17 protein-coding genes and 1 tRNA gene are annotated in these 24,099 nt (G+C 61.1%); 10 read left to right on the top strand and 8 right to left on the bottom strand.

The window, feature by feature from the left end:
* Window positions 1–314 precede the first annotated feature (314 nt).
* The 4 genes from DXD48_RS00860 (at window position 315) to DXD48_RS00875 (ending at window position 4,834) form a co-directional block, all read left to right on the top strand.
* Window positions 315–1,391: a hypothetical protein gene (locus DXD48_RS00860; protein ID WP_117563612.1), complete on the top strand. Its 1,077-nt coding sequence runs from the start codon at window positions 315–317 to the stop codon at window positions 1,389–1,391.
* Entirely contained in the window at window positions 1,391–2,434 is a 1,044-nt protein-coding gene (locus DXD48_RS00865) for a hypothetical protein (protein ID WP_117563613.1), read from the top strand. The genes DXD48_RS00860 and DXD48_RS00865 overlap by 1 nt, the downstream gene beginning before the upstream one ends.
* A 45-nt stretch (window positions 2,435–2,479) precedes the next feature.
* On the top strand, window positions 2,480–4,657 hold the full coding sequence (locus DXD48_RS10195) for a MurT ligase domain-containing protein (RefSeq protein WP_233514950.1): 2,178 nt from the start codon (window positions 2,480–2,482) through the stop codon (window positions 4,655–4,657).
* A 100-nt stretch (window positions 4,658–4,757) separates the two neighbouring features.
* A tRNA-Glu gene (locus DXD48_RS00875) sits at window positions 4,758–4,834 on the top strand.
* A 637-nt stretch (window positions 4,835–5,471) separates the two neighbouring features.
* Here the strand turns inward: DXD48_RS00875 and DXD48_RS00880 are convergent.
* Window positions 5,472–7,559, bottom strand: coding sequence for a glutamine synthetase III (locus DXD48_RS00880; RefSeq protein WP_117563614.1), 2,088 nt, complete (start codon window positions 7,557–7,559; stop codon window positions 5,472–5,474).
* A gap of 426 nt (window positions 7,560–7,985) precedes the next feature.
* On the opposite strand from DXD48_RS00880, the gene DXD48_RS00885 reads away from it, so the two are divergent.
* The 6 genes from DXD48_RS00885 (at window position 7,986) to DXD48_RS00910 (ending at window position 15,349) form a co-directional block, all read left to right on the top strand.
* Window positions 7,986–8,858 (top strand): methylenetetrahydrofolate reductase, encoded by an 873-nt coding sequence (locus DXD48_RS00885; protein ID WP_117563615.1) that lies wholly within the window; start codon window positions 7,986–7,988, stop codon window positions 8,856–8,858.
* On the top strand, window positions 8,858–9,646 hold the full coding sequence (locus DXD48_RS00890; protein WP_117563616.1) for a hypothetical protein: 789 nt from the start codon (window positions 8,858–8,860) through the stop codon (window positions 9,644–9,646). Before DXD48_RS00885 ends, DXD48_RS00890 begins: the two co-directional genes overlap by 1 nt.
* 9 nt (window positions 9,647–9,655) lie before the next feature.
* Entirely contained in the window at window positions 9,656–12,214 is a 2,559-nt protein-coding gene (locus tag DXD48_RS00895; protein WP_199407863.1) for a homocysteine S-methyltransferase family protein, read from the top strand.
* 108 nt (window positions 12,215–12,322) lie between these two features.
* Complete coding sequence (locus tag DXD48_RS00900) at window positions 12,323–13,687, top strand: PFL family protein (protein WP_117563617.1); 1,365 nt, start codon at window positions 12,323–12,325, stop codon at window positions 13,685–13,687.
* Between the two features lie 316 nt (window positions 13,688–14,003).
* Window positions 14,004–14,891, top strand: a complete 888-nt coding sequence (locus DXD48_RS00905) for a methyltransferase domain-containing protein (RefSeq protein WP_233509122.1) — start codon at window positions 14,004–14,006, stop codon at window positions 14,889–14,891.
* A gap of 158 nt (window positions 14,892–15,049) precedes the next feature.
* Window positions 15,050–15,349, top strand: coding sequence for a YhbY family RNA-binding protein (locus DXD48_RS00910; RefSeq protein ID WP_117563618.1), 300 nt, complete (start codon window positions 15,050–15,052; stop codon window positions 15,347–15,349).
* 69 nt (window positions 15,350–15,418) lie between these two features.
* On the opposite strand, the gene DXD48_RS00915 is transcribed toward DXD48_RS00910, so the two are convergent.
* From DXD48_RS00915 to DXD48_RS00945, 7 genes are all read right to left on the bottom strand, one after another.
* Complete coding sequence (locus DXD48_RS00915; protein ID WP_117563619.1) at window positions 15,419–18,418, bottom strand: BTAD domain-containing putative transcriptional regulator; 3,000 nt, start codon at window positions 18,416–18,418, stop codon at window positions 15,419–15,421.
* A gap of 448 nt (window positions 18,419–18,866) precedes the next feature.
* On the bottom strand, window positions 18,867–19,595 hold the full coding sequence (nagB, locus tag DXD48_RS00920) for a glucosamine-6-phosphate deaminase (protein ID WP_055251013.1): 729 nt from the start codon (window positions 19,593–19,595) through the stop codon (window positions 18,867–18,869).
* 272 nt (window positions 19,596–19,867) lie between these two features.
* Window positions 19,868–20,335 (bottom strand): PTS glucose transporter subunit IIA, encoded by a 468-nt coding sequence (locus DXD48_RS00925; protein WP_316242586.1) that lies wholly within the window; start codon window positions 20,333–20,335, stop codon window positions 19,868–19,870.
* Between the two features lie 101 nt (window positions 20,336–20,436).
* On the bottom strand, window positions 20,437–21,774 hold the full coding sequence (gene glmM / locus DXD48_RS00930) for a phosphoglucosamine mutase (protein WP_117563621.1): 1,338 nt from the start codon (window positions 21,772–21,774) through the stop codon (window positions 20,437–20,439).
* A gap of 123 nt (window positions 21,775–21,897) precedes the next feature.
* The gene (gene rpsI / locus DXD48_RS00935) at window positions 21,898–22,293 is read right to left on the bottom strand and encodes a 30S ribosomal protein S9 (protein WP_022094634.1); all 396 of its coding nucleotides are present in this window, start codon (window positions 22,291–22,293) and stop codon (window positions 21,898–21,900) included.
* Between the two features lie 2 nt (window positions 22,294–22,295).
* Window positions 22,296–22,739 (bottom strand): 50S ribosomal protein L13, encoded by a 444-nt coding sequence (gene rplM / locus DXD48_RS00940; protein WP_022094635.1) that lies wholly within the window; start codon window positions 22,737–22,739, stop codon window positions 22,296–22,298.
* Window positions 22,740–22,933: 194 nt separating this feature from the next.
* A complete protein-coding gene (locus DXD48_RS00945) occupies window positions 22,934–23,812 on the bottom strand; it encodes a patatin family protein (RefSeq protein WP_055251009.1) in 879 nt (292 codons plus the stop codon).
* Window positions 23,813–24,099: the final 287 nt, after the last annotated feature.

Consider the following 24,099-nt stretch of genomic DNA (forward strand, 5'->3'; position numbering starts at 1 on the left):
AAACGTTTTTTCTATCCCTGAAGACCCTTGTGGGGCATTCATACTCCCAAGCTGGGCAAACGTTTTATCAAGGTTGACCACATATCCCGGGCAGGACTGTGCCCCTCCAAAATGCGCCCCGTTCGCCGCCAAAAATCGACCGTTTGCGGCACCGTGATACCACTCAGTCGTCCAAGGTGCCGACATTTGTGCGACATCCGTCTTCGTGGTGCAAAGGTGCATGTCCAAGTGCGGCACCCCCGGTGTGCCACATGCGGGTAAACTAGAACCTTATATAGAGACATTTGAACCCTAACCGCAGCAAAGGAGGCCCCATGGCATTCGATCCCATTCAAGAGGATTGCCATCGCCTCGTTCTTGAGGCCTTGCGCCGCGACAATATCCCGCTCACCGACGGCACCGCCGTAGAACGTCTGATGGAACAATTCACCCGCAACCCCGCGCCGCTCATCGTGCACGACCGTGACCGCGCCGGGCATCTCATTGCCAAGGTGGTCGAGGCTGTCGACTACCGCATTCCCTTTATCCCTGACGATACCCAGGCAGAGCAAGAAGAGGGCGCTGCCGAGAACATGCTTCGCGAGGCAGCCGCGCTCGACCCCACCAACTGGGACGCCCAGCGCATGCTGACCGCCCTCACCGCCAACTCCAACGAGGAGTACGTACAGTACTTGGTATCTAAGCGCGATGAAGTCGAGCACGACCTGGCACTCAAAATCGCCTCGGCGCAGGACCCCTACGAGCGCGAGGCCGCTGGCGACCTTATGCGCCGCCCCTACCTGCGCTGGCTTGCCGCCCTTGCGTCGCGCGCCCTCATTAGCGGCCGCTATCGCATGTCGCTCGAAGCCGCAAACCGCAGCCTCGACTTTGCCCCCAACGATCCGGCCGGCGTCCGCCACACCGCGATGCTCGCCATGGCAAAGCTCGAATACCCCGCCGAGGAGCTCAAAAGATTTCGCTCCGCCCACTCCGTACCCTATCTCGCGAATACCCCGCTGCGCCGCCGCCCCAAAGATGCGGAGCGCGACTTGGACCCGTGGACGCTCATCGCACTGATGAGCGCAGCCTGGCGCGAGCTGGACTACGAGGGCGCCGAGCACTACCTGCGTATCCTTGCGCGCTCGTGTCCGCACGCGGCCGAGGCGCTCTACTTCCAAACCGAGTTTCCCGATGGCGTCTATGCCCGCGTCAACGTGGGTGCAGGCTCCACCGACGAGCTCGTCCTTGCACTGTCCGAGGCGACGCCGGTACTGCAGGAGGGCCTGGGCGCTCCCGACAACGCCAGCTTTGCCGCCTGGGTCGCCACCAACGACATCGTGCGTTCCCAGATCGACGAGCGCATCCTGCGCGCAGCCGAGCAGGGGCTTCCATTTAAGGGAGGAGACCTCTAATGGATCCGAGCGTCTACATCCCCGCCTACCTGGAGCGCACCTATCTGGCGTCGCACCCCGAGCTCACCGATGCAGCACGCGAGCTTGTCCATAACGACATGAGCGCGAATCCCCAAAAGTATGCGCAGTCCGAGCATGCCCAGGCGCTGCTGTCCTATGCCGGTGTTCATCGCCACCTGCTCGACGAGCTCCATCGCATCGAGGACATGGGCAGCGACGAGGAGTTCGAGCAGACGCGCAATCGCCTGTTCGACGACATGCGCGATGAGCTGCTCAAGATTGTCCGCGTCGATGCACTGGCCGTCGACGCGCAGCTGCTCGCCATCATCCTGGCCGACACGCCCGTTGACGCTTGCCTGGGCGACCTGATGAAGCTCGAGGCGACCACGGCCGATTACCTGCAGCGAAGCGTGCCCGGGTTTGATATGGAGGCCCCGCACTACTGGGCCAATAATGTTTTGGCCGACGGTGTCACCGCGGCGGACCTTACCGTGAGCGAGCCGGCCCTTATCGGGTGGCTCCACACACTCGAGGCCATCTCGCAGCTGTGCATGGCAAGCGCCCGCTACCGCGCTGCTGCCAACTACGCCCGCCGCGTCCTTAAGGCAGAAGGCTATCCCACCCGAGCTGCCGGCACCGTGTTGCTCGCTCTCGCTCGCCTGGAAGACCAGGACGGCTTTTTTGCCCTAGCCCACCAGCTCGAGGAACAGATGGGGGCAGACGCACTCGAAAACTCTCCTTGGTACCTGCTCGCCCGCACGATTCTGCTGTTCAAAACAAACAAGATGCGCCCGGCGACGCGCGCGCTGCGTGAGTTCGCTAACCGCTGCGAGGGCGGCGCGTTCTTTTTGCTGAACCCCATGTATCAGACACCGTACCTTCCCTGCCGGCCCGAACCGCACGACCCCTGGGACCTTTCGCATCAGGCAGTTTGGGAAGCCGACGGCATCATCTCGGACACCCCCGACTTTGCCCCCTGGGCCAACGCCTGCGAAGATGTATCGCAGCTTGCCCAGGAATTTGCGCGCCGTTACGGCTTTTAACGGCGCAAACGCCACGACCATGTCATTCACGTTAGGAACGGCTTCATGAACTTCCGCTCATCTCTCGCCTGTGCCTCGAGCGATATCGCCCGCTGGGGGCTGCGCTCCGTCCTTAAGCGCCAGGGCGGCGTACTCCCCGGCCGCATCGCCATGAAGATCGACCCCGAGCTGCTAAGCGACCTCGCGAGCCTGGTCGACCGCAGCGTGGTGATCACCGGCACCAACGGCAAGACCACCACCTCCAACCTCATCGCCGACGCCGTTGCTGCCAGCGGTGCTACCGTGGTGTGCAACCGTGCCGGCAACAATATGGAGCCTGGTGTGGTGGGCGCTCTGCTCGAGGCCCGCGGCAACCTTAAGCGAACCGCCAGCAGCAAGCGCGTAGGCGTTTTTGAATGCGATGAGCTCTACACTGTGCGCGTCCTGCCCAAGCTCAAGCCGACGTACTTCGTGCTGCTCAACCTGTTCCGTGACCAGCTAGATCGCTATGGCGAGATCGATCACACCCAGGAGGTCATCGCCCACGCGTTGGAGCTTTCGCCGGCAACGACGCTCATCTACAACGCCGACGACCCGCTGTGCGCCTCGATTGCCGCGCGCGTTCCCAACGCGAGTATTGCCTTTGGCATCGATGGCGCCACGGGCACCGAGTCCGACCGCATTAGCGACTCGCGCTTTTGCTCGCAGTGCAACGCCCCGTTGGAGTACGACTACGTACAGTATGGTCAACTCGGCGCCTACCATTGCCCCTCGTGCGGCTGGGCCCGCCCTGCGCTTGTCCGTCGCGTGACGGGCGTGGAACTCGGCTGCGACGGCTACGGCTTTGACCTTGTCTTTGGACCCGATACCGACGCACCCGCAACGCACATCGCCACGCGCTACAACGGTCTGTACATGGTCTATAACGTTGCCGCCGCCTTCTTTGCCACACACGAGTTGGGCGTGAACACGGCGCTTCTACAGCCTACGCTCGATGCCTATGTGCCTGCCGGCGGTCGTATGGGGCGCTGGGATATCGCCGGCCGCACCGTCAAGGCCAACCTGGCCAAGAATCCCGTAGGCTTCGATCGACAAATCCAGTCCATCAAGACGGCAGGCGGCAGACTCTGCGCTTTCTTCCTCAATGACAACGACGCCGACGGCCACGATGTCTCGTGGATCTACGACGTCGACTTCGAGCGCATCGCCGATACCCCGGGGCTTGTCGCCTTTGCCGGCGGCACGCGTGCACACGATATGCAGGTGCGCCTCAAGTACGCCGGCATCGACGCCGCCATTATCTCGGACGTCGCGCAGGCAATTGGTGCCATGGCAGACGAGGCCGCCGATGACACCTTCTACGCCGTCGCCAACTACACGGCCTTCCCGCCGCTGGTCAAAGAACTCGACGGGCGTAAGGGTGCCGATGCAGCCACGGTTGCCGCCCGCGCCGCAGTCCGTGCCGACGGCAGCGCTCTTCCTGTCGGTATCGCGCCAGTCGAGCTCTCGCGCCCGCTGCGCATCGTCTACCTGTATCCCGATGCCCTCAACCTCTATGGCGACGGCGGCAACGTCATCGCCCTCGAGCGCCGCTGCGCCTGGCGCGGCATCCCCGTTCGCGTGGATGAGGTCCGCATGGGCGAGGTGCTCGATCTGCATGATGCCGATATCGTCATGATGGGCGGCGGATCCGATCGCGACCAGCTAGCCGTGGCACACGAGCTGCTCGCCCAAAAAGACAAGGTCGCAGCCTATGTTGAGGACGGCGGTTCGCTGCTCGCCATCTGCGGCAGCTATCAGCTGCTCGGCCGTTCGTACTATATGGGCGAAAATCGCATCGAGGGCCTGGGCGTCATTGCCGCCGAGACCGTACGCGGCTCCGACCGCCTGATCGGCAACGTCGCCGTCAAGACCGACCTGGCACCCGAGCCCTTTGTGGGATTCGAGAACCACGGTGGCCGCACGCTTTTGGATGCCGATGCCACGCCGCTCGGAACGTCCGTCGTCACGGGCACCGGCAACAACGGCGACGATGGCTTTGAGGGTCTCATCTACAAGGGTGTCATCGGCACGTACCTGCATGGCCCGGCGCTGCCCAAGAACCCCGAACTCGCCGACTGGCTCATCGCCCACGCCCTCGAACGCCGTGGCGACGCACAGGCCGCCGCCCTGTTGCCGCTCAAACCCCTCGACGACGCCTACGAGCACGCCGCCCACGACGCCGCCATGAAGCTCCTCCCCTAGCACCCCACCACCACAAAGGGGACAGGTACCTTTGTGGTGGTTTTCCAGTTTGCCAACGATATACGCGCCGGCAAAAAAGTCTGCTATACTCTTTCCCGCTGTCCCCATCGTCTAGCGGCCAAGGACGCCACCCTTTCAAGGTGGATATCGCGGGTTCGAATCCCGCTGGGGGCACCATTTGAAATGCAAAGCCCGTTACCCTTGTGGTGACGGGCTTTTTTCTTCTCCAACGCCGGGATTCGAACCCGACAGGGTGCGGAGCTGAGGAAACGCGCAAGCGTTTTCCAGCGCAGCACGCAAGGAGCGGAGCGACGCAGCGAAAGCGGGCGGCGCCAGCCGCACGCGGACATCCCGCTGGGGGCACCACAGAATCTGTGAAGCCCGTTACCAATTCGGTAGCGGGCTTTTTCCTACCCATACGCCGGGATTCGAACCCCGAAGGCATAAAATCACACTGTCATCCAAGGGCCCGTGGACAAAAAATAGCAAATATGAGTACTGTTACCAATTTAGTAACAGCGATTTCATGCCATCAGAAGGCGATTTGGACACAAGGCGTCCTACGGCGGAGGAATTGCAGGCATTTATCAGCTAAGTACTTGGACATATGTTGCGTAACACTGCATATTTTGCAAAAAGATAATGCTACAGGGCTTGTGACAGTACTCATATTTGACGTTTTTTCCCCACGACCCCTTATTGTGTGGGCGAATCAGTTGCAAAGCGGGATCCAAAGCGTCCTTCGCAAACAAATAGCCGGGGCCCGCGCGATGCGGACCCCGGCTCAATACCGTGACGATATGTCAGTTACGCTCTACACGTAGAACAGGATGTCGTCGTAGGTCGGAACCGGCCAGTAGTCGGCGGCCACGATCTCCTCCATGGCGTCCACGGCAGCACGCAGCGTATCCATAGCGGGAACGACCTCGTGCGCGTACACGTTGGCCTGCTCCTGGCCATCGAGAGCCTCGGCCTTCTGATGCACGGCGTCGAGCGCCTTGATGGAGTCGTTGATGGCGGTGATACCGTTGCAGAGCTTGTTGAGCGTGTTCTGCTCGCACTGCATGGCAGCCTCAGCACCGGCGGCACGAATAGTCTCAAGGCCCTTAGCGACCTTGGTGGCATAGGCGGTAATGACCGGGCGATAGGTACGACGCGCCTCGCGAACCATCGTGGTGGCCTCGATGTTCATGAGCTTGTTGTACTTCTCGAGCTTGCAGTCATAGCGGCACTGGGCCTCGGCCCTGGTCAGGACGCCCGTCTCCTCAAAGAGCGCAATGGCCTTATCGGAAACAAAGGCGGGAAGAGCGTCGGCCGTGGTCTTGTTGTTGGCAAGGCCGCGCTTCTCGGCCTCGATGGGCCACTCGTCGGAGTAACCGTCGCCGGAGAACAGGATGCGCTGGTGATCGGTCAGCACCTTCTTGCAGTACTCGAGCGCGGCGTCCTGGAACTTATCCTCGGGCGTACCCTCGAGCGCATCGGCGAAGGACTTGAGCGACTTGGCAACGGCGGCATCGAGCACCAGGTTGGAGTCGGAAACGTTTTGCTCGGAGCCGCAGGCACGGAACTCGAACTTGTTGCCGGTGAAGGCGAACGGGGAGGTGCGGTTGCGGTCGGTGTTGTCCTGCATCAGTTTGGGCAGGGTATCGGCGCCCAAGTCAAGCACGCCGCGCGTGGCATGGACGGAAGCCTTGCCATCGATGATCTTCTCGACAACCTCGGTAAGCTGGTCGCCCAGGAAGATGGACATAATCGCCGGAGGAGCCTCGTTGGCGCCCAGACGATGATCGTTGCCGGCCGAGGCAACGGAGGCACGCAGGAGCTCCTGATAGTTATCGACGGCCTCGATCACCGCGGTGAGGAAGACGATGAACTGCAGGTTGTCGAGCGGGGTGTCGCCCGGGTCGAGCAGGTTCTCGGACTCGGTGCCAAGCGACCAGTTGTTGTGCTTGCCCGAACCGTTGATGCCCTCAAAGGGCTTCTCGTGCAGCAGGCAGACCAAGTCGTGACGGGAGGCGATGAGCTTCATCTTCTCCATCATGACCAGATTCTGGTCGATGGCCTCGTTGACCTCGCCGTAGACAGGGGCGAGCTCATGCTGGCAGGGAGCGACCTCGTTGTGCTTGGTCTTGGCAGGAATGCCAAGCGCCCACAGTTCATCGTCCAGGTCCTTCATATAGGACGAGACGGTGGGGCGGATAGCGCCAAAGTAGTGTTCCTCGAGCTCCTGGCCCTTGCAGGGAGCAGCACCAAAGAGGGTGCGCCCGGTGATGACCAGGTCCCTGCGCTTGCGGTAAGCGTCCTTCTTGATCAGGAAGTACTCCTGCTCATCGCCCACGGAAGGAACGACCTTCTTGGGGGTCTTACCAAACAGCGCCAAAACGCGCTTGGACTCACGCGAGAGTGCGGTCATGGAGCGCAGCAGCGGGGTCTTCTTGTCCAGGGCCTCGCCCGTGTAGGAGCAAAAAGCCGTGGGGATGCACAGGACATCGTCCTTAATGAATGCGGGGCTGGTGGGATCCCAAGCGGTGTAGCCACGGGCCTCGAAGGTGGCACGCAGGCCGCCGTTGGGGAAGCTGGAGGCGTCCGGCTCGCCCTGGATGAGGTTCTTGCCCGTAAACTTGGTAATGGCGGTGCCGTCGTGGTTGGGCTCGAGGAAGCTGTCGTGCTTCTCGGAAGTAATGCCCGAAAGCGGCTGGAACCAGTGCGCGTAGTGCGTCGCGCCCTTGGAGATGGCCCAGACCTTCATGGCGTGGGCAACGGCGTTGGCCACATCCAGGTCAAGCGGCTCACCGTCCTCGAGGGTTGCAGCAAGGCGCTTCCAAATGTCCTTGGGGAGGTAGTCCTTCATGACTTCCTCAGAGAACACCATGGTCCCGAAGCGGTCAGTAAGTTCGGCCATACGGAACTCCCTTCGTATCGGCACCGCGTGAGAAGCGGTGTTGATTACTAACGAACGAGTCATAGATTAGGCTCGTCGTGTTTCCGCAACATTACCGTTATGTTGCTGTCACGAAACCAATCAATGAGGTTACCGCATCGCGGCGGCGTTGCCGCCCTCAACAGCCAATCAACTGTATAAATTGCAGACCTCTCCCCATGGTTTAAGGGTAGTCAATTTGGGATGGGGCTCTATTAACTGGTATTTCGCATCAGATACCAGTCTTTACTGCCCCATCTTAGATTGACCGCCATGTTATAGGGAATGCCGATAGCAAGGCATCTTTGATTGGTATCCCCAAATAGCGAGTGAAACTCCACCGTGACACAGTGGTGCTGTAGAATCCTTACAACACATCACACTATTACGTATCTAGAGGAGCACGATATGCGCGTCGACGAGGTTTTTAAGCAGGCAGCATCCCAGGGCACCGCACCCGTTTCGTTTGAGATGTTCCCGCCCAAGGGCGAGCTTACCCTCGACACGGCCCGCGAGGTGGCGGGCAACCTGTGCAAGCTTTCGCCGAGCTTTGTCTCGGTTACTTGCTCGGCCGGCGGCTCGGGCAACGGTGCCACCACCGCCCCCATTGCGCATATGATTACGAGCGAATTCGATACACCCTCGGTGGCACACCTTACCTGCGTGGGCCGTTCGCACGCCGATATCGCCGCCAAGATCGATGAGTACCGCACCGCCGGCGTGGAAAACATCCTGGCCCTGCGCGGCGATCTCCCTGCCGGCGCGACCGAGGACGACAAGCCCGCCTCCGACTACGCCTACGCCCGCGACCTCATCCCCGAGCTCGTCGACGCCGGCTTTTGCGTGGGTGCCGCAGCCTACCCCGAGGGCCACATTGCCTGCGAGGATCTCAACCTCTCGGTCGAACACCTCAAGCAAAAACAGGACGCCAGCGCGAGCTTCTTTGTGACGCAGCTCTTTTTTGATAACGAGTGCTTCTATCGTTTTCGCGAGCTTGCCGACAAGGCCGGCATCACCGTGCCCATTACCGCGGGCATCATGCCGTTTATGGGCAAGTCGCAGATCAGCCGCATGGTCTTTATGTGCGGCGCGTCACTGCCCTCCCCCGTCATCAAGATTCTCGCCAAGTACGAGAACGACCCCGAGAGCCTGCAGGCAGCCGGTGTAGATTATGCCGCCCGTCAGCTTTGCGACCTCAAGGAGCACGGTGCCGCCGGTCTGCACCTGTACACTATGAATCGTCCTGCGATCGCCGCGACCATTATGGAGCGCCTGGGGTAATGGAAAAACCGCACATCGATACAACCGCTGTCGAAGTGCCGGCCGACCTTGCGTCGCCGGCGCTTTACCGTGTCGATGCTGCGCACCATCCCCGTGTCGACCGTGCCGAGATGCTGCGGTATCTGGGTTACGGCGGCCAGCAGATTGAGCCCGAGCTGTCACGACGTATTGAGCTTGTGGTCGAGCGCCTTGAGCTGGACATTGAGCCCCGCGGCGTGCGGCGCGTGTTTACCGTCGATGCCACGGGCGTGGACGAGCAGGGAGAGCCTTGCATCCGTCTGGTTGGCACCAACGTTGAGCTGCGCGGTCGCGACATCTATCGACATCTCAAAGACGCCCGCTTTGCCGCGCTCATGGCATGCACCCTCGGCATGGACGCCGAGCGCCGCCTGCGTACCACGGGAGCCCAGCAGCCCCTGGAGGGAGCCGTGCTCGACGCCGCATGCTCTGCCTATGTAGAAGCCGCCGTCGAGCAGATGGACCAGCAGGTCAAGGCTGCGGCCGCTGCACACGGGCTCGCCGGTAACTGGCGCTTTAGTCCCGGCTATGGCGACTGCCCGCTCTCGGCCCAGCGCTCAATCGTGGCTGCGCTCAACGCCACACGGCTCATCGGGCTTACCGTTACCCCCACCAGCCTGCTCATGCCCACCAAGAGCGTGACCGCGGTGATCGGTCTGTTTGACGGCGAGGTCCACGACGCCCAGAGCCGCCCCACCTGCAATATCTGCCGCATGCGTGAGCACTGCCGCTTCCATGCCGCCCACACCACCTGCTATTCCAGCCATTAGGAGCCATCGATGTCTACTCCGCTTATCACTCATGATTCTGACGGTACTGCACTGGCGGCACCTGTCAATACTGCGCGCTGCAACGGCGCTGTGTACAAGACGCGCACGATCGACGACCTTCGCATTAAGGACGATCGTCTGCGCGCCGCCATCAAGGGCACCGGGCACCTGCTGTTTGACGGCGGCATGGGCACCATGTTGCAGGCCGCTGGCATGAAGGCGGGCGCCCTGCCCGAGCTGCTCAACTTTGAGGAGCCCCAGGTCATCACCGATATCCAACGTCAATATGTCGAGGCAGGCTGTGACGTGATCACCGCCAACACCTTTGGCGCCAACGCGCACAAGCTCGATGGCGCCGCCACCGTGGCAGATGTCTTTGCCGCCGCGGTCTCTTGCGCCCGCGCGGCCGGTGCCCATTACGTCGCCGGCGACATCGGCCCCATCGGTGCGCTGCTTCGCCCCCTGGGCACCCTCAGCTTCGACGAGGCCTACGACCTCTTTGCCGAGGAAGTGCGTGCCGGCGTCGATGCGGGCGTGGACCTCTTTATTATCGAGACTATGACCGACCTGGCCGAGATCAAGGCAGCCGTCCTCGCCTGCCGCGAGAACTCCGACCTGCCCGTCTTTGCCACCATGACCTTCGAGGAAGACGGCCGTACCTTCCTGGGAACGAGCCCCGAGGTCGCCGCCATCACGCTCGACGCTATCGACGCCGACGTTCTGGGCATCAACTGCAGCCAGGGACCGGCCGAGCTCCGAGGGCTCGCCGCACGCATGCTCACCGTTACCGACAAGCCCATCATGGTGCAGGCCAACGCAGGACTGCCCCGCGTGGACGACGACGGCAACACCGTCTTTGATATCCAGGCTCCCGAATACGCCAAGGCCGTCGCCGGCATGATCGCCGACGGCGTGAGCGTCGTGGGCGGTTGCTGCGGCACCACGCCGGCGCACATGGCGGCCTTGCGCACGCTTATCGACAACCACACGTCCAGCCCGCGCCACCGCAAGCCCAGCATGTCGGTCACGAGCGCCCAAACGGTCGTGGACCTTCCCTGCGACGGCCACAAGATCGCTGTCATCGGCGAGCGCATCAACCCCACCGGCAAAAAGCGCCTGCAGCAGGCCCTACGCGACGGCGACCTGGACTACGTCGTAAGCCAGGGCATCAGCCAGCAGGAACAGGGCGCCGACATCCTGGACGTCAACGTGGGCCTGCCCGAGATCGACGAGGTCAAGATCATCCAGCAGGCAACCGAACAGCTCCAAGGCTCCACGCTCCTGCCGCTGCAGATCGACTCCACCGACCCCGCTGCCGTCGAGGCCGCCGTGCGCCGATACGCCGGCAAGCCCATCATCAACTCGGTTAACGGCAAGCAGCAGATCATGGATGAGATCTTTCCGTTGGTTGCCCACTACGGCACCAACGTCGTCGGCCTTACGCTCGACGAAGGCGGCATCCCCGATACCGCCGAGGCCCGCTTCGCCATCGCCGAGCGCATCGTGGCCGAGGCCGCCCGCTACGGCATTGGCCCGGACCGCATCCTCATCGACTGCCTGGTCATGACCGCCTCGACCAATCAACGCCAGGCCGAGCAGATCCTGCGCGCCATGTCCCTGTGCAAGGAGCGCCTGGGCGTCAAATGCGCGCTCGGCGTGTCGAACATCAGCTTTGGCCTGCCCGCTCGCCCGCTGCTGGGTTCGGTCTTTTTGGCCGCCGCTTTTGGCGCGGGTCTGGACGCCCCCATCATGAACCCGGGCTCCAAGCGCTTTATGGATACCGTCTACAGCTATCGCGTCCTGAGCGTTGAGGACGAGGGCTCGACCGGATACATCGAGCGCTATGCCGGCTGGACCGATCCGTATAAGATCGCCGCCAACCCGGCAGCAGCTCAGGCCGCATCGACCGACACCGTGCCCGCTGCCGGCACCGACGGCACCGACGGCAACGACGACCCGATTCGTCGCATGGTCGTCTCGGGCCGCAAAGGCGAGATCGCTGCCGAGACCGAGCGTCTGCTGGCAGACCACGACGCCATGGACCTCATCAACAATCACTTTATCCCCGCCCTCGACGAGGTTGGCGTCCTCTTTGACCAGGGCAAGTTCTTCTTGCCGCAGCTTATGGCCTCGGCCGAAGCCGCACGCGTGGGCTTCGACACCATCAAGCGCCTGATGCCCGCCGGCGAGATCGCCGACAAGGGCAAGATCTGCGTGGCCACCGTCAAGGGCGACATCCACGACATCGGTAAGAACATCGTCAAGATGCTGCTCGATAACTACGGCTATACCGTCTTTGACCTAGGCCGCGACGTCGACCCGCAAGAGGTGCTCAAGACCGTGCGGGAGCGTGACATCAAGCTCGTCGGCCTCTCGGCGCTTATGACCACCACCGTCGTCGCCATGGAGGAGACCATCAAGTTGCTCCATGCCGAGGTGCCGGGCGTCAAGATCATCGTAGGCGGCGCCGTGCTCACCCCCGAATACGCCAAGCAGATCGGCGCGGACTACTACGCCAAGGATGCCGCCGAAAGCGCGCGCATCGCCGAAGAGGTCTTTGGGCAGTAACACAACGGAAACAACCGAGCACCAAAACGTGCCGCATGCGCCACTTGGCACGTGCGGCACGTTAGAATAGAAAAGACTATGCTCGTTTTGGCAGATAGGAGCGCAAGGATGGCGATCACGCCCGCAGAAATCGCGGAAACCCGCGGCATGGTTGAGGAGCAGAACCTCGACATCAGGACCATCACCATGGGTGTTTCGCTCATGGGTTGCGGTGACGAGAACCTCGACCGCATGTGCACGAAGATCTACGACCACGTGACGCACACGGCTGAGCATCTGGTCGAGACCGCCGAGAACCTCGAGCGCGAGTACGGTATCCCCATCGTCAACAAGCGCGTCTCCGTTACCCCGGTGGCGCAGATCGCCGCTTGCTGCAAGGATGAGGACCTCACCCCTATCGCGCACGCCCTCGACCGCGCGGCCGAGACGCTCGGCATCGACTACCTGGGCGGCTTCTCCGCACTCGTCCAGAAGGGCATCGGCGACGCCGATCGCCGCGTTATCCAGTCCATCCCCCAGGCGCTCGCTACCACCAGCCGCGTCTGCTCCAGCGTCAATGTTGCTAGCCTGCGCGCTGGCATCAACATGGACGCCGTGCTTATGGCGGCCCAGACCATCATCGATGCCGCTAGACTCACGGCCGACCAGGATTCCGTCGGCGCTTCCAAGTTTGTCTGCTTTGCCAACATGGTCGAGGACTCCCCGTTTATGGCGGGCGCCGTCCACGGCGGTGGCGAGGCCGACGCCGTCATCAACGTAGGCGTCTCGGGCCCCGGTGTTATGGCCGCAGCCCTGGAGACGCTGCCCGATTCCGCCTCGATGATGGAAGTCGCCGAAAAGATTAAGCAGACCGCCTTTAAGATCACCCGCGCCGGCGAGCTCATGAGCCGCGAGGCCGCCCATCGCCTGGGAGTCGAGAAGGGCATTGTCGACCTGTCGCTGGCCCCCACGCCCGCCATCGGCGACTCCGTCGCGCGCATCCTCGAGATCATCGGCGTGGGCACCTGCGGTGGCCCCGGCACGACCTGCGCGCTCGCCATGCTCAACGATGCCGTCAAGAAGGGCGGCGTCATGGCCAGCTCCAGCGTGGGCGGTCTCTCCGGCGCTTTCATCCCCGTGTCCGAGGACGCCGGCATGATCGCCGCCGTCGAAGCCGGTGCGCTTTCGCTCGAGAAGCTCGAGGCCATGACCTGCGTGTGCTCCGTCGGCCTGGACATGATCGCCATCCCCGGCGACACCCCGGTCGAGACCATCGCCGGCATCATCGCCGACGAGATGGCCATCGGCGTCATCAACAACAAGACCACGGCCGTCCGCGTGATTCCCGCCATCGGCAAGGGCGTGGGTGACTGCGTCGAGTACGGCGGCCTGTTCGGCCGTGCACCCATCATGCCGGTGAACCCCAACGCCGGCACCGTGCTCGCCCACCGTGGTGGACGCTTCCCGGCACCGCTGAACTCGCTGAAGAACTAGCTGAGGGGTTCGGGCGAGGAGCCCCGGGGAGGGCAAATATATAAGGTCGCCTGCTCGGACAGTCCTGACTCGCACGGAGAGCACATTAAGTGCTCTCCGGCTCGTGCGGAACTCGCGATCGACCTTATATATTTGCCCTCCCCGGGGCTCCCGCACAACGGGACCTCGGTTGGGTTCTATCCCGGTTGCAGTTGCTTCGCTCCTGCACCACATGGTTGATACGGCGGTTTGGCGTTGGATCGGTTCTTTCTGATATATGCTGGTTGCGGCTCTTCTTTTGGGAGGAGTCGCTTTTTTGTTGCTAGGAGGTTGGCCCGTGGTTGATGGGGATGCTCGCTCTGAGCTGCTTTCCACAGATTGGAACCAGGAATGGATGCGCCTGCAGGCTGGTCGGCGGCGGGCTGATGACTCTTTTGAGTGGGATAAGCGGGCTCGGCATTTTCGGCCGCTTGAGACTGCTCCGTATGCCCGGGACTTTATGAAGCTGTTGGCGTTAAAGCCTGGTGAATCGGTGCTTGATATGGGGTGTGGGGCTGGGTCGATTGCCATTCCGCTTGCTCAGGCTGGGCATCCTGTGATTGCTGCTGACTTTTCCCCTGCCATGTTGGGCACGCTTGATGCTGGCATTGAGTACTATGGGCTCGAGGATCGCATTACGCCGCTTGAGCTTGCTTGGGATGATGATTGGGATTTGGTTGGACCGGTCGCGAAAGCGGTGGATGTTGCCTTTGCCAGTCGGTCGGTTACGACGACCAATCTAAAAGATGCGCTTGCCAAGCTTGATCGAACGGCTCGTCGGCGTTGTGCTGTCACGATGGTCGCCAACTCCAGCCCGCGCTATGATCTGCACTTGATGAACGCTATCGGCGCCTCGGTTACCTGCAGTAATGGCTTTGTGTATGCTTTTAATATCCTCATTCAGATGGGTGCCCTGCCGCAGGTTACGTACTTTGAATCGCCTCGTCGCGATACCTTCGATAGCCTTGAGGCGGGCGTGGCGGACTTCTCCCGCATGCTCGAGCACGGTAACGAGGATAAGATCGACCGTCTGCGCGTCTACGTCGCTCAGCATATGATTGAAAATCCCCATGCCGGCGAGCCAGGGTCCAAGGGCGTGCCGCAGGGGCGCTATATGCTCGACCATATCCGTAAGGTTCGCTGGGCGTTTATTGCATGGGAACCGGTCTCTGAATCCCGCTCGTAGCCCGTTCACAGCCCGAGCTGCCCATCACCTCGGCATCCGCATTCTTTGCGAACTGGGCAAACGCGCTCCACACCGCGCCGTTCCTGCGCTATCGTGGGACAGCTCACGTAGATTAAGGCCCCGTCGCGGGGCACCCCATACATAGAAAGCGAGAACCCATGGCACTGACAGGAGCCCAGGTCAAGCAGCTTCGCAGCATGGCCCATCACCTCAACCCCGCCATCATCATCGGTAAGTCCGATGTCAACGAGGGCACCGTCGAGCAGACGGTCGCCTACCTGGAGAAGCATGAGCTCGTTAAGTGCTCCGTGCTCGATGGCTCCAGTCTTTCCGCCCGCGAGGCCGCCGAAGAGCTCTCCGAGCGTTGCCACGCCGAGGTCGTCCAGGTCATCGGCCGCAAGTTCTCGCTGTATCGCGAGTCCTCGCGCAAGGACATCGAGAAGATCAAGCTCGTCTAAGAGCCAATGATTCTGCGAGCCAACACATAGCAAGCTTTCGGGTGCCCAAGTACTTCGGGCGCCCGTTTTTTATCGCTCGACCAGCACGCGATTGAGCCGCCCCTCCACCAAGCGCTCGTATAGACGCCGCGTCTCGGGCTCGGGCACGCCATTGACCTGCTCCCTCAGATGGTGCATATGCCCGCTGTACAGCTCGACGATATCGCGCCGCCGCCCCGCCGCACTGTAGACGCGCATGGCGCAGCGCACCATATCCTCACGCGCCGTTTCCTGTCGAAGCCCCGACTCCGCCAGCCAAATCGCCGACTGCAGATCGTTTTCTTCTAGAGCGGCATTTGCTCCCTTAATCATGCAATCGATGTACTTTGACTGCATAATGCGTCGCATACGCAAAAAGTAGGTGGGGTTACAGCCATTGGGAACATACAGCGGTCCGGCATAAAGCTGCTCAATCTTAAGGCACAGCTCAACTAAATGGGGCCCGCGTGCGCCCGTGCGATTTCCCAAAACCTCGCGGCTTATCTGGTCAAACAGCCGTACATCGGTCTTGACGTAGTCGCCGTTGAGTCCGATGCATTCATTTTGGATGAGCACACACGACTTGCCATCCGGCGTCGGTCCCAAAGCCGACCGCAAGCGCGATATCGTCGAGTACAGGTTGTTGCGGGCGCTATTGAACTCGGCATGGGGCCACAGCTCCATGGCCAGCGTCTCACGATCGACGAGCGCATCCATGCCCAGTGCAAGCCGCTCGGCAAGTGTCGCCGCCTTCTTGCGGCGCCACATTTTGTCTGTGATGGGAAACCCGTCGCGCTCGGCGCGAAACGCGCCAAACATGCGAATCTCGATATGGTCGATGGTATCAACGGCTTCAACCTCGCCGGCCTGGAACAGGCGCTCGCCCTCCCCTTCCAAATCGTCGCGCAGCGAGTACCGCGACAGCTCGCGCACGGGAAGCTTCTTGCGAATCCTGGTCGCCGGCTCGCCCAGACAATGCATGGCAAGGCGCGCAAAGAGCCGATACGATGGCTCTAGAATCCCCGCACGATTCATGGACATCCAGGCCGCAAGATCGCTATCTCGCCCCGCACAGGCCAAATGCAGCGCCACCATCCAGGCCTCCGCTCCACCAACCTGCGTCTGGCTTATATCGAGCAACTCCGCTTCCTCACGTACCGAAACCATCGAGGTGTTACGCAGATACGCCGCGCGCTCCAGCAGCAATGCGTTATCGCGCATGTACGCAATCGACTCTTCGGCAAGTTTGAGCACTTGGACCGCACGGAACTTTGCATTAACCGGCCGTCCCTCTGCCAGCGACTGCCAGCCTTCTAGCAACAGGCCAAACAGCTGAATCTGGTTATCGCGCATGCGCACGGCAAAACGATCGAGCTCGTTGAACGCCGCGTCGTCGGTTACCGGCAGGCCGGAAAGGAGCCGCCGTGCCGCCAGCACCATGCGCACCCAGATAGCCATCGCCTTAAGCCCACGTACGTCGAGCGCCTCCCGCACCACCGTCATCTCGTCGTCGCGCTCGTCGGTTCCCGCAAACGACCCGTCAAAGAGCTCCACCAGCATGCTATCGGCCCGTATAACAATCCCCGCGATGTCGAGCTCACAGTCGTAGGCCTTGCTCGTTTTGAGCTGCTGTAGAACGCCGCCGTCATCTCCCCGTTCGGTCAGGCATCGCTTGACCTCGATATGCGCGGACAGCATGTCGAGTGCGGTGTGGGACGTCTCTATTTCTGGCACGGCCAGGTTCGTAGGAAGCCCAAGCCCGTTGTCCCCATAGCAAACAGCCGTCAGTGTCTGGGCCACCCTCCATGAAACAGGGTCTATTTCGCAGGCCGCCCGTTCGCCCCCGCGCTCGATGACCGATGCCATATAGCGAACGAGCTTTGTATTGGACACGCTGACCGCTGCCAGATATACGCCAAGCGCCTCGGCAGGCGTTGGCTCTGGAGCCGGATCCTCGGCATCGATCGTGCCCAGCGCTGCTCGGCAGATATCGGCCCCGTGCCCCGTCAGAGCCAGATCGACCCCATACTGCCCAGCAAGTTCAAGGACCGCATCACGGTCCAAAAAGGCGTCCGCCAGGCCCATCGCCGCATCGCATCGGCCCGCCTTAAGCAAAATCCGGGCCGCCCTCGGAACAAGTTCGGGGCGAACCTCGGCCACCAACTTACGCAAGCGCAAGCGTCCGTTATCCTCCGTGCCCAGACACGTAAAACTCCGCTCGGCGGGGTCCAAGCCAAAGATCGGGTAGTCGCGTACGAAGTAGGACTGGTCGACCATCGATAGCCTCACCCCGCAAGCCTCGAGTTCTGCGATATTGCCCTCGCCCATCAAAATCATGAGACATGCCACGCAAAACAGTGCATTATTGTCGAGCGAAGCCAGGTCGACAAGTGCCGCGCCATATACGTTGACAATCTCGTTTTCGAGCAGACCGGCTACGTCGCCTTGGCCATACAGACCCGTCTGCAATGCCGAAACGAGCTCGGGCACGCCCTGCGTGAGCTGATAAAAGTCGAGCGATGTGCTGATCGAAAACGCCGATGCCCACGCCGAATACTCATAGGCATGCACCTTGAGCATCTGCGCATTGATCTTAACCGAATCGCCCAGCCCATGAATCAGTTGACGATTTGAAGGACGGCAGGAGATAAAGACCCCCACCCCCATAGCGCGCAGGCCGCGAATCCTGTCGATGAGGTCTTCGGTATCGTGCTGATCGAGGTTTGGCACATTATCAATCGCGATAAGGGAGTGCGGTTTGTCTTTGAGTTCTTCGGTAACCACCTCGAGCTGCATAAACACCTCGCGCCCAGTGGCGCGATCGGCCTCGATAATCCGCACGGGGCCTCGCGTCGGGTCGCATTTAACCTCATGGGTGTACTGCAGCAGCACCGAGGTCTTCCCAAACCCGTCGGGCGCATAAAGAACCACGATGCCGGCCTTTCGGCCCTTGGCGAGAAGCTCATTCATCAAGCGTTCGCGTCGCACCATATAGCCACCGCCCAGCGGCATCAGCTCGAGGTCGTCCATACTGCCCAAATCGTTTACCATGCCCGCTCCTCAACTCGACCGTATGGACACTGTAACCGCAAGACCATACAAGCCGCGCTATGAATAGAGCGACCTTGTGTTCTAGGTTGTCTTTTGGTACGCAAGCGGCAAGTTTTTGTACAGCGAGGGCCGATTGTTATTAATCCCCCGACTAATCGGTCTTTAAGCAGGTAAATGAGCTTGTCAGCTTGTCCCATCTAAGCGGCAGTGTAACGCAAATGAACAAGGTTCAGCTATGTCATTCAACTCGCCTAGCACCCGCTACCGTCTACGACCTTTTAGTGGCATTTTTGCATAGAATCTGGTATGGAATGAATCAAGCTGTTGGGCATCCGGCATTCGTCAAGCTTGCGGCAAGATTTTGGTCAAGCGGGCGGAGAGGGATAACAAAAAGGCCCCCGCAAAGCGGAGGCCTTAGGCAAGGCTATGTCGAGATGCAGGATTCGCGCTACTCGCAGAGCGAAAGGGCGGCCTCGTCGGCAACGACAACGCAGTTGGTGTGCAGCTGCAGGATCGAAGCCGGGCACGCGGGCGTAACCGGACCATAGCACATGTCATGCACGGCCTGAGCCTTGGCCTCGCCGTTGGCGACGACTAGGATCATGCGGGCATACATGATGGTCTGGGTACCCATGGTGTAGGCCTGACGGGGAACATCGTCGATGCTGTCGAACAGGCGGCTGTTGGCCTGAATGGTGCTCTCGGTGAGGTCGACGCAGTGCGTGCCCTTGGAGAAGTGGTCATCGGGCTCGTTGAAACCAATGTGGCCGTTGTTGCCAATGCCGAGCAGCTGCAGATCCGGGTAACCGGCGGCGGCGACGATCTTGTCGTACTCAGAGCAGGCAGCGGCGGCGTCGGGGTTGGAACCGTCGGGCACATGCGTGTTGTTCAGGTCGATGTTGATGTGATCGAAGAAGTTCTCACGCATGAAGTAGTGATAGCTCTGGGGATCGTCGTGCGAAAGGCCGCGATACTCGTCCAGGTTGTAAGTGCTGACCTCGGCAAAGTCGACGTCGCCCTTCTCGTACCAAGCAGCGAGCTGCTTGTAGGCACCGATCGGGGTGGAGCCGGTGGCAAGACCCAGCACGCAATCGGGCTTGAGGATAACCTGCGCCGAGATGATATTGGCGGCCTTGCGGCTCATATCCTCGTAGTCTTTAGCTTTAATGATCTTCATTACGCGTCCTTTCTCGTACAAGAGAGGCAAGGCTCCCCTTACAAGCACTTGCCCGCGGCCCGCGTCGGCCGCAACCAACGTGTGCGGCCACCAGGGCGAGGTCGCGTAATGTATGTGTCTCGTGTCTAGCCGCGTCGAGGCCCCTGCCCGTCCACGGTGACCCAAAGCCGTTTAGCTTCGGACAAATCCCATCTTGCCACGGAGGGCGCCCTCTTTCAAGGGCGCCCTCCATAAACGTGTTTGAATTGTAGGCTAATGGCCACGTGCACTTACTAGCGCTCGCGAGCAACGATGAGCTGGTCCATCTCTTCGACATGCGCACCAACGGAGCCCTTGATACTCGAGAACTCAACGGAGTTGCACACCAAGATGGGAACCGTCACATCGTAGCCCTCGGCAGCAATTGCCTCGCGATCGAACTCGATGAGCACGTCACCCTTATGGACGACATCGCCCACCTGTGCATGCACGCTAAAATGCTTGCCCTCAAGCTGAACAGTGTCCAAGCCAACGTGGATGAGCACGTCTAGGCCATCGACCGTGTTGAGCGCAACGGCGTGACCCGTGGGAAAAATGGCCTCGACCTTGGCGTCTGCCGGCGCAATCACACGCGTGCCGGTAGGCTGAATCGCCACGCCCTGGCCCAAAAGGCCGGTGGCAAATGTCTGGTCATTGACCTCGGACAACGGAATGACGTCGCCCGAGATGGGAGCATCCAGCGTAAGAACTCGTCCACGCATACCAAAAGACCTTAGGACTTTAGTGAACATGCTCCCCCTCGGACATACCAATCAATCAAAATAGCTTTAACAGTTTACCACTTGGCACCCGTTTTTGACCATTAGGGAAGTTCGCGCTTGACAACCTCGACGATGTCGTCGACAACACGCTGAGTGAGCTCGTGCGTCTCCGCCTCGGCCATAACACGGACCAGCGGCTCGGTACCGCTCGGGCGCACCAGAATGCGGCCGCGGCCGTCAAGCTCCTTCTCGGCGGCAGCGACGGCGTCCCAAATGGGCTGGCAATCGTCCAGGCCGGCCTTGTTGTCGGAATGCACGTTGACGAGTACCTGCGGGTACTTCTTCATGATGCCGGCAAGATCGGTGAGGGTACGACCGGTGCGCTTGAGCACGGCCAGCAGCTGCAGAGCCGTCACCAGGCCGTCACCGGTGGTGTTGTGCTCCAGGAAGATGATGTGGCCGGACTGTTCGCCGCCGATGACGGCGCCATCCGCGAGCATGCGCTCCAAAACGTAGCGGTCACCCACGGCGGTCTGAACCATCTCGAAGCCCTGCTCCTTCATAGCGATGGAGAAGCCAAGGTTGCACATGACGGTCGAGACGATCTCGGAGTTGGCGAGCTTGCCGCGGGCGGCGAGGTCAGAACCGCAGATAGCCAGGATGTAGTCACCGTCGATCTCATTGCCCTCGCCGTCGACGAACAGCACGCGGTCGGCGTCGCCGTCGTGGGCCAGGCCGATATCGGCGTGGGTGCGCAGCACGAGCTCGCGCAGGGGCTCAAGGTGAGTGGAGCCGCACTCAACGTTAATGTCGGTGCCGCAGTAATCGGTGTTGATGGCATGGACCGTGGCGCCCAGGCGCTGCAGCGCAGCGGGCGTGGTCTGGCAGGAAGCACCGTGACCGCAGTCGACGGCAACAACCAGGCCATCGAGCTTAAGGCCGTCGAGCGTGCTGATGGCATGATCGACATAGGCCTTGCGGGCGTCTTTCATCTTGATGATGTGACCCACACAGGCGCCGGTCGGCAGCGTGTCGGCAGCCATGGCCTCCTCGGACATGACCCAGGCGCTGATCTCTTCCTCGACAGCATCGGGAAGCTTCATGCCCTTGCGGCTAAAGAACTTGATGCCGTTGAACTCCGGCGGATTATGCGAAGCGGAGATGACGATGCCGCCGTCGAGCTCGTTTTGGACGGTGAGCAGCGCCACGGCCGGCGTAGGGATAACGCCGCAGCAATGCGGACGGCCGCCCTCTGCCATAATGCCAGCGGTCAGAGCACTCTCGAGCATGGTACCCGAAAGGCGCGTGTCGCGGCCGATGCAGATGTCCGGGCCAAGGAACTTGGTCGCCGCGCGGCCCAGGCGAAACGCGAGGTCGCACGAGAGGTCGGCATTGGCGACGCCACGGACGCCGTCGGTACCGAAGATGTTCTGGGGCATAGGATCGCTCCTTCCCTAGCAGGCGATATACAACCGCCCGCCCTAGTCGAAAAAGAAAAGCGGGACCCGCCGAGGAATCGGCAGGCCCCGCTTGTACATTGTATCTCGAAAGGAGATAAAACCTTAGCGCTTGGAGAACTGGGGAGCGCGGCGGGCCTTCTTGAGGCCGTACTTCTTGCGCTCGACCACGCGAGCATCGCGCGTAAGGAAACCGGCCTTCTTGAGGTCAGCACGGTAGTCGCCAGCGTTCAGAAGAGCGCGAGCGATGCCCAGACGCAGAGCGCCGGACTGACCGGAGATGCCGCCGCCATCGCACAGAGCGATAACGTCGAACTGACCGGCGGTGTCGGTCACCTTGAAGGGAGCAAGGGCGTTCTCAACGAGCTGATGACGGCCGAAATACTGCTCGGCGTCACGCTTGTTGATGGTCACCTTGCCGGTGCCGGGGACGAGACGGACGCGGGCGACGGCGTTCTTACGACGGCCGGTACCCTGGTAGACAACGGTGTTCTCAGCCATCTTTAAGCCTCCAGCTCAATCTTCGTGGGGTTCTGGGCAGCATGCGGATGCTCGGCACCAGCGTAGACCTTAAGCTTGGTCATCTGGGCACGGCCGAGGGTGGTCTTGGGCAGCATACCGCGAACGGCGCGCTCGATGACCTTCTCCGGGTGCTTCTCCATAGCCTGGCGGAAGCTCTCAGCCTTGAGGCCGCCGTTGTAGCCGCTGTGGCGATAATAGGTCTTCGTGTCGGCCTTGTTACCGGTAAGCTGGACCTTATCGGCGTTGATGACGACAACGAAGTCGCCGCAGTCGCTGTTGGGCGTGAACTGGGGCTTGTTCTTACCGCGCAGGATCATTGCGATCTGGGTGGCAAGACGGCCCAGGACAGCACCATCGGCGTCGACGAGAACCCAGTTGCGCTGGACCTCGCCCTGCTTGGCGTAGTGAGTCGATTTCGAAATCACTTAGACTCCTCCATGTACAGTACGTGTTGTTACAGAGATTCACGGGGCTCTGCAAGTAACCCGTCCATATTACCCCGCTCGCCGTACGAGTCAACAGGTATTTTGGCTCCGACCAGAGTTTCTGCACATGTCATCCACGAGCCGTGATTTTTCCAACTCTTTAGCTGTTGTCATTTTTTGAGGGTTCGCCGTCGCTAGCGCTCAACGAACTCTTGGATTTCCGCGAGCAGGCGCTTTGCCTCCTGACGGCCCTGGATATACAGGTCCAAAAGCTTTGCCGGATCGTGCTCGACATGGCCGACCTCGACCGGCTTTTGCGGAGCGATGACCAGCGCGCGGCCCTCGCGCTCATACTTCCACAGGTGCATGCGCTGGAGGTTATAGCGGTCGTGGCGCGTCTCGATAGCCTCGAGCAGGTAGGGGTAGTCGGCATAGCGGGCGCGCGCGGCAGGCATAAACTCGTAGGGCTTTTTCTCGTACGAGCGGTCCTGGGTGACGATGACGACCGCACGGTCGAAGCCCGCCTCCTCGAGCACATGCTCGATAGGAACCGAATCGGCCACGCCGCCGTCGACGTATTTGTGCCCGTCGATCTCGACCGGCGGCGTCACCAGCGGCAGCGAGGTGGAGGCGCGCACAGCATCGAGGTCGAGCACGGCGCTTTTGACCGGCAGGTAGGCAGCGGTTCCAAACAGCATGTCCGTCGCGACGGCGTACATCTCGATGGGGCTCGCGTCGAACGCCTCGTTGTCAAAGGGATCCAGGCGGTCCTGGATATCGTTGAAGATAAAGTCGTAACCCACGATGGAGCCCGTGGATGCGAAGGATGCGGCACCCATGTAGCGGTTGTCATTGCAGAAGGTCAGGTTGATGCGATTGACGCGACCGATCTGGTGTGACTTGTAGTTGACGCCGTTGAGCGCACCGGCCGATACGCCATATACCGCCGGAATTTCGACACCGGCCTCCATGAGAACGTCGAGCACGCCGGCGGTAAACTGCCCACGAAAACTGCCACCCTCCAAGACGAGCGCGACCTTGCCGGCGTTCTTTGCCTTATCTTCTGCAGTCATATTGACCTCCTGCGATTGCGTTTTGGCTTTCTTCTACCCAGTTTTGGAATGGAGGGCGCGCAGGTTTTTCGAGGCGGCAGGTGCAGCGGAAAGTGCGTCCCAGTTTGAGGCGGGATTACGGGATGCGCTTTCCGCTTGGACCGCCGTTGGGAAAGCGCGACCCGTTCTGAGCGCGGATTCCGGGATATACTTTCCGCTAGCCATTCATTTGGAAATTGCATCCCATTCCGGATGAAGATTCCGGGATGCAGTTTCCGCTTGAGGCGTCATCCGGAAACTGCACCCCA

The sequence above is a fragment of the Collinsella sp. TM05-37 genome (assembly GCF_003436455.1).
Lineage (GTDB): Bacteria > Actinomycetota > Coriobacteriia > Coriobacteriales > Coriobacteriaceae > Collinsella.

What these genes read in the sequence shown, in the direction of transcription:
- glmM (WP_117563621.1), bottom strand. Translation starts at nt 21,774, where the DNA reads ATGCCCCAGAACATCTTCGGTACCGACGGCGTCCGTGGCGTCGCCAAT.
- DXD48_RS00865 (WP_117563613.1), top strand. Translation starts at nt 1,391, where the DNA reads ATGGATCCGAGCGTCTACATCCCCGCCTACCTGGAGCGCACCTATCTG.
- DXD48_RS00885 (WP_117563615.1), top strand. Translation starts at nt 7,986, where the DNA reads ATGCGCGTCGACGAGGTTTTTAAGCAGGCAGCATCCCAGGGCACCGCA.
- DXD48_RS00895 (WP_199407863.1), top strand. Translation starts at nt 9,656, where the DNA reads ATGTCTACTCCGCTTATCACTCATGATTCTGACGGTACTGCACTGGCG.
- DXD48_RS00915 (WP_117563619.1), bottom strand. Translation starts at nt 18,418, where the DNA reads ATGGTAAACGATTTGGGCAGTATGGACGACCTCGAGCTGATGCCGCTG.
- DXD48_RS00880 (WP_117563614.1), bottom strand. Translation starts at nt 7,559, where the DNA reads ATGGCCGAACTTACTGACCGCTTCGGGACCATGGTGTTCTCTGAGGAA.
- rpsI (WP_022094634.1), bottom strand. Translation starts at nt 22,293, where the DNA reads ATGGCTGAGAACACCGTTGTCTACCAGGGTACCGGCCGTCGTAAGAAC.
- DXD48_RS00925 (WP_316242586.1), bottom strand. Translation starts at nt 20,335, where the DNA reads ATGCGTGGACGAGTTCTTACGCTGGATGCTCCCATCTCGGGCGACGTC.
- DXD48_RS10195 (WP_233514950.1), top strand. Translation starts at nt 2,480, where the DNA reads ATGAACTTCCGCTCATCTCTCGCCTGTGCCTCGAGCGATATCGCCCGC.
- DXD48_RS00860 (WP_117563612.1), top strand. Translation starts at nt 315, where the DNA reads ATGGCATTCGATCCCATTCAAGAGGATTGCCATCGCCTCGTTCTTGAG.
- DXD48_RS00900 (WP_117563617.1), top strand. Translation starts at nt 12,323, where the DNA reads ATGGCGATCACGCCCGCAGAAATCGCGGAAACCCGCGGCATGGTTGAG.
- nagB (WP_055251013.1), bottom strand. Translation starts at nt 19,595, where the DNA reads ATGAAGATCATTAAAGCTAAAGACTACGAGGATATGAGCCGCAAGGCC.
- DXD48_RS00910 (WP_117563618.1), top strand. Translation starts at nt 15,050, where the DNA reads ATGGCACTGACAGGAGCCCAGGTCAAGCAGCTTCGCAGCATGGCCCAT.
- DXD48_RS00890 (WP_117563616.1), top strand. Translation starts at nt 8,858, where the DNA reads ATGGAAAAACCGCACATCGATACAACCGCTGTCGAAGTGCCGGCCGAC.
- DXD48_RS00945 (WP_055251009.1), bottom strand. Translation starts at nt 23,812, where the DNA reads ATGACTGCAGAAGATAAGGCAAAGAACGCCGGCAAGGTCGCGCTCGTC.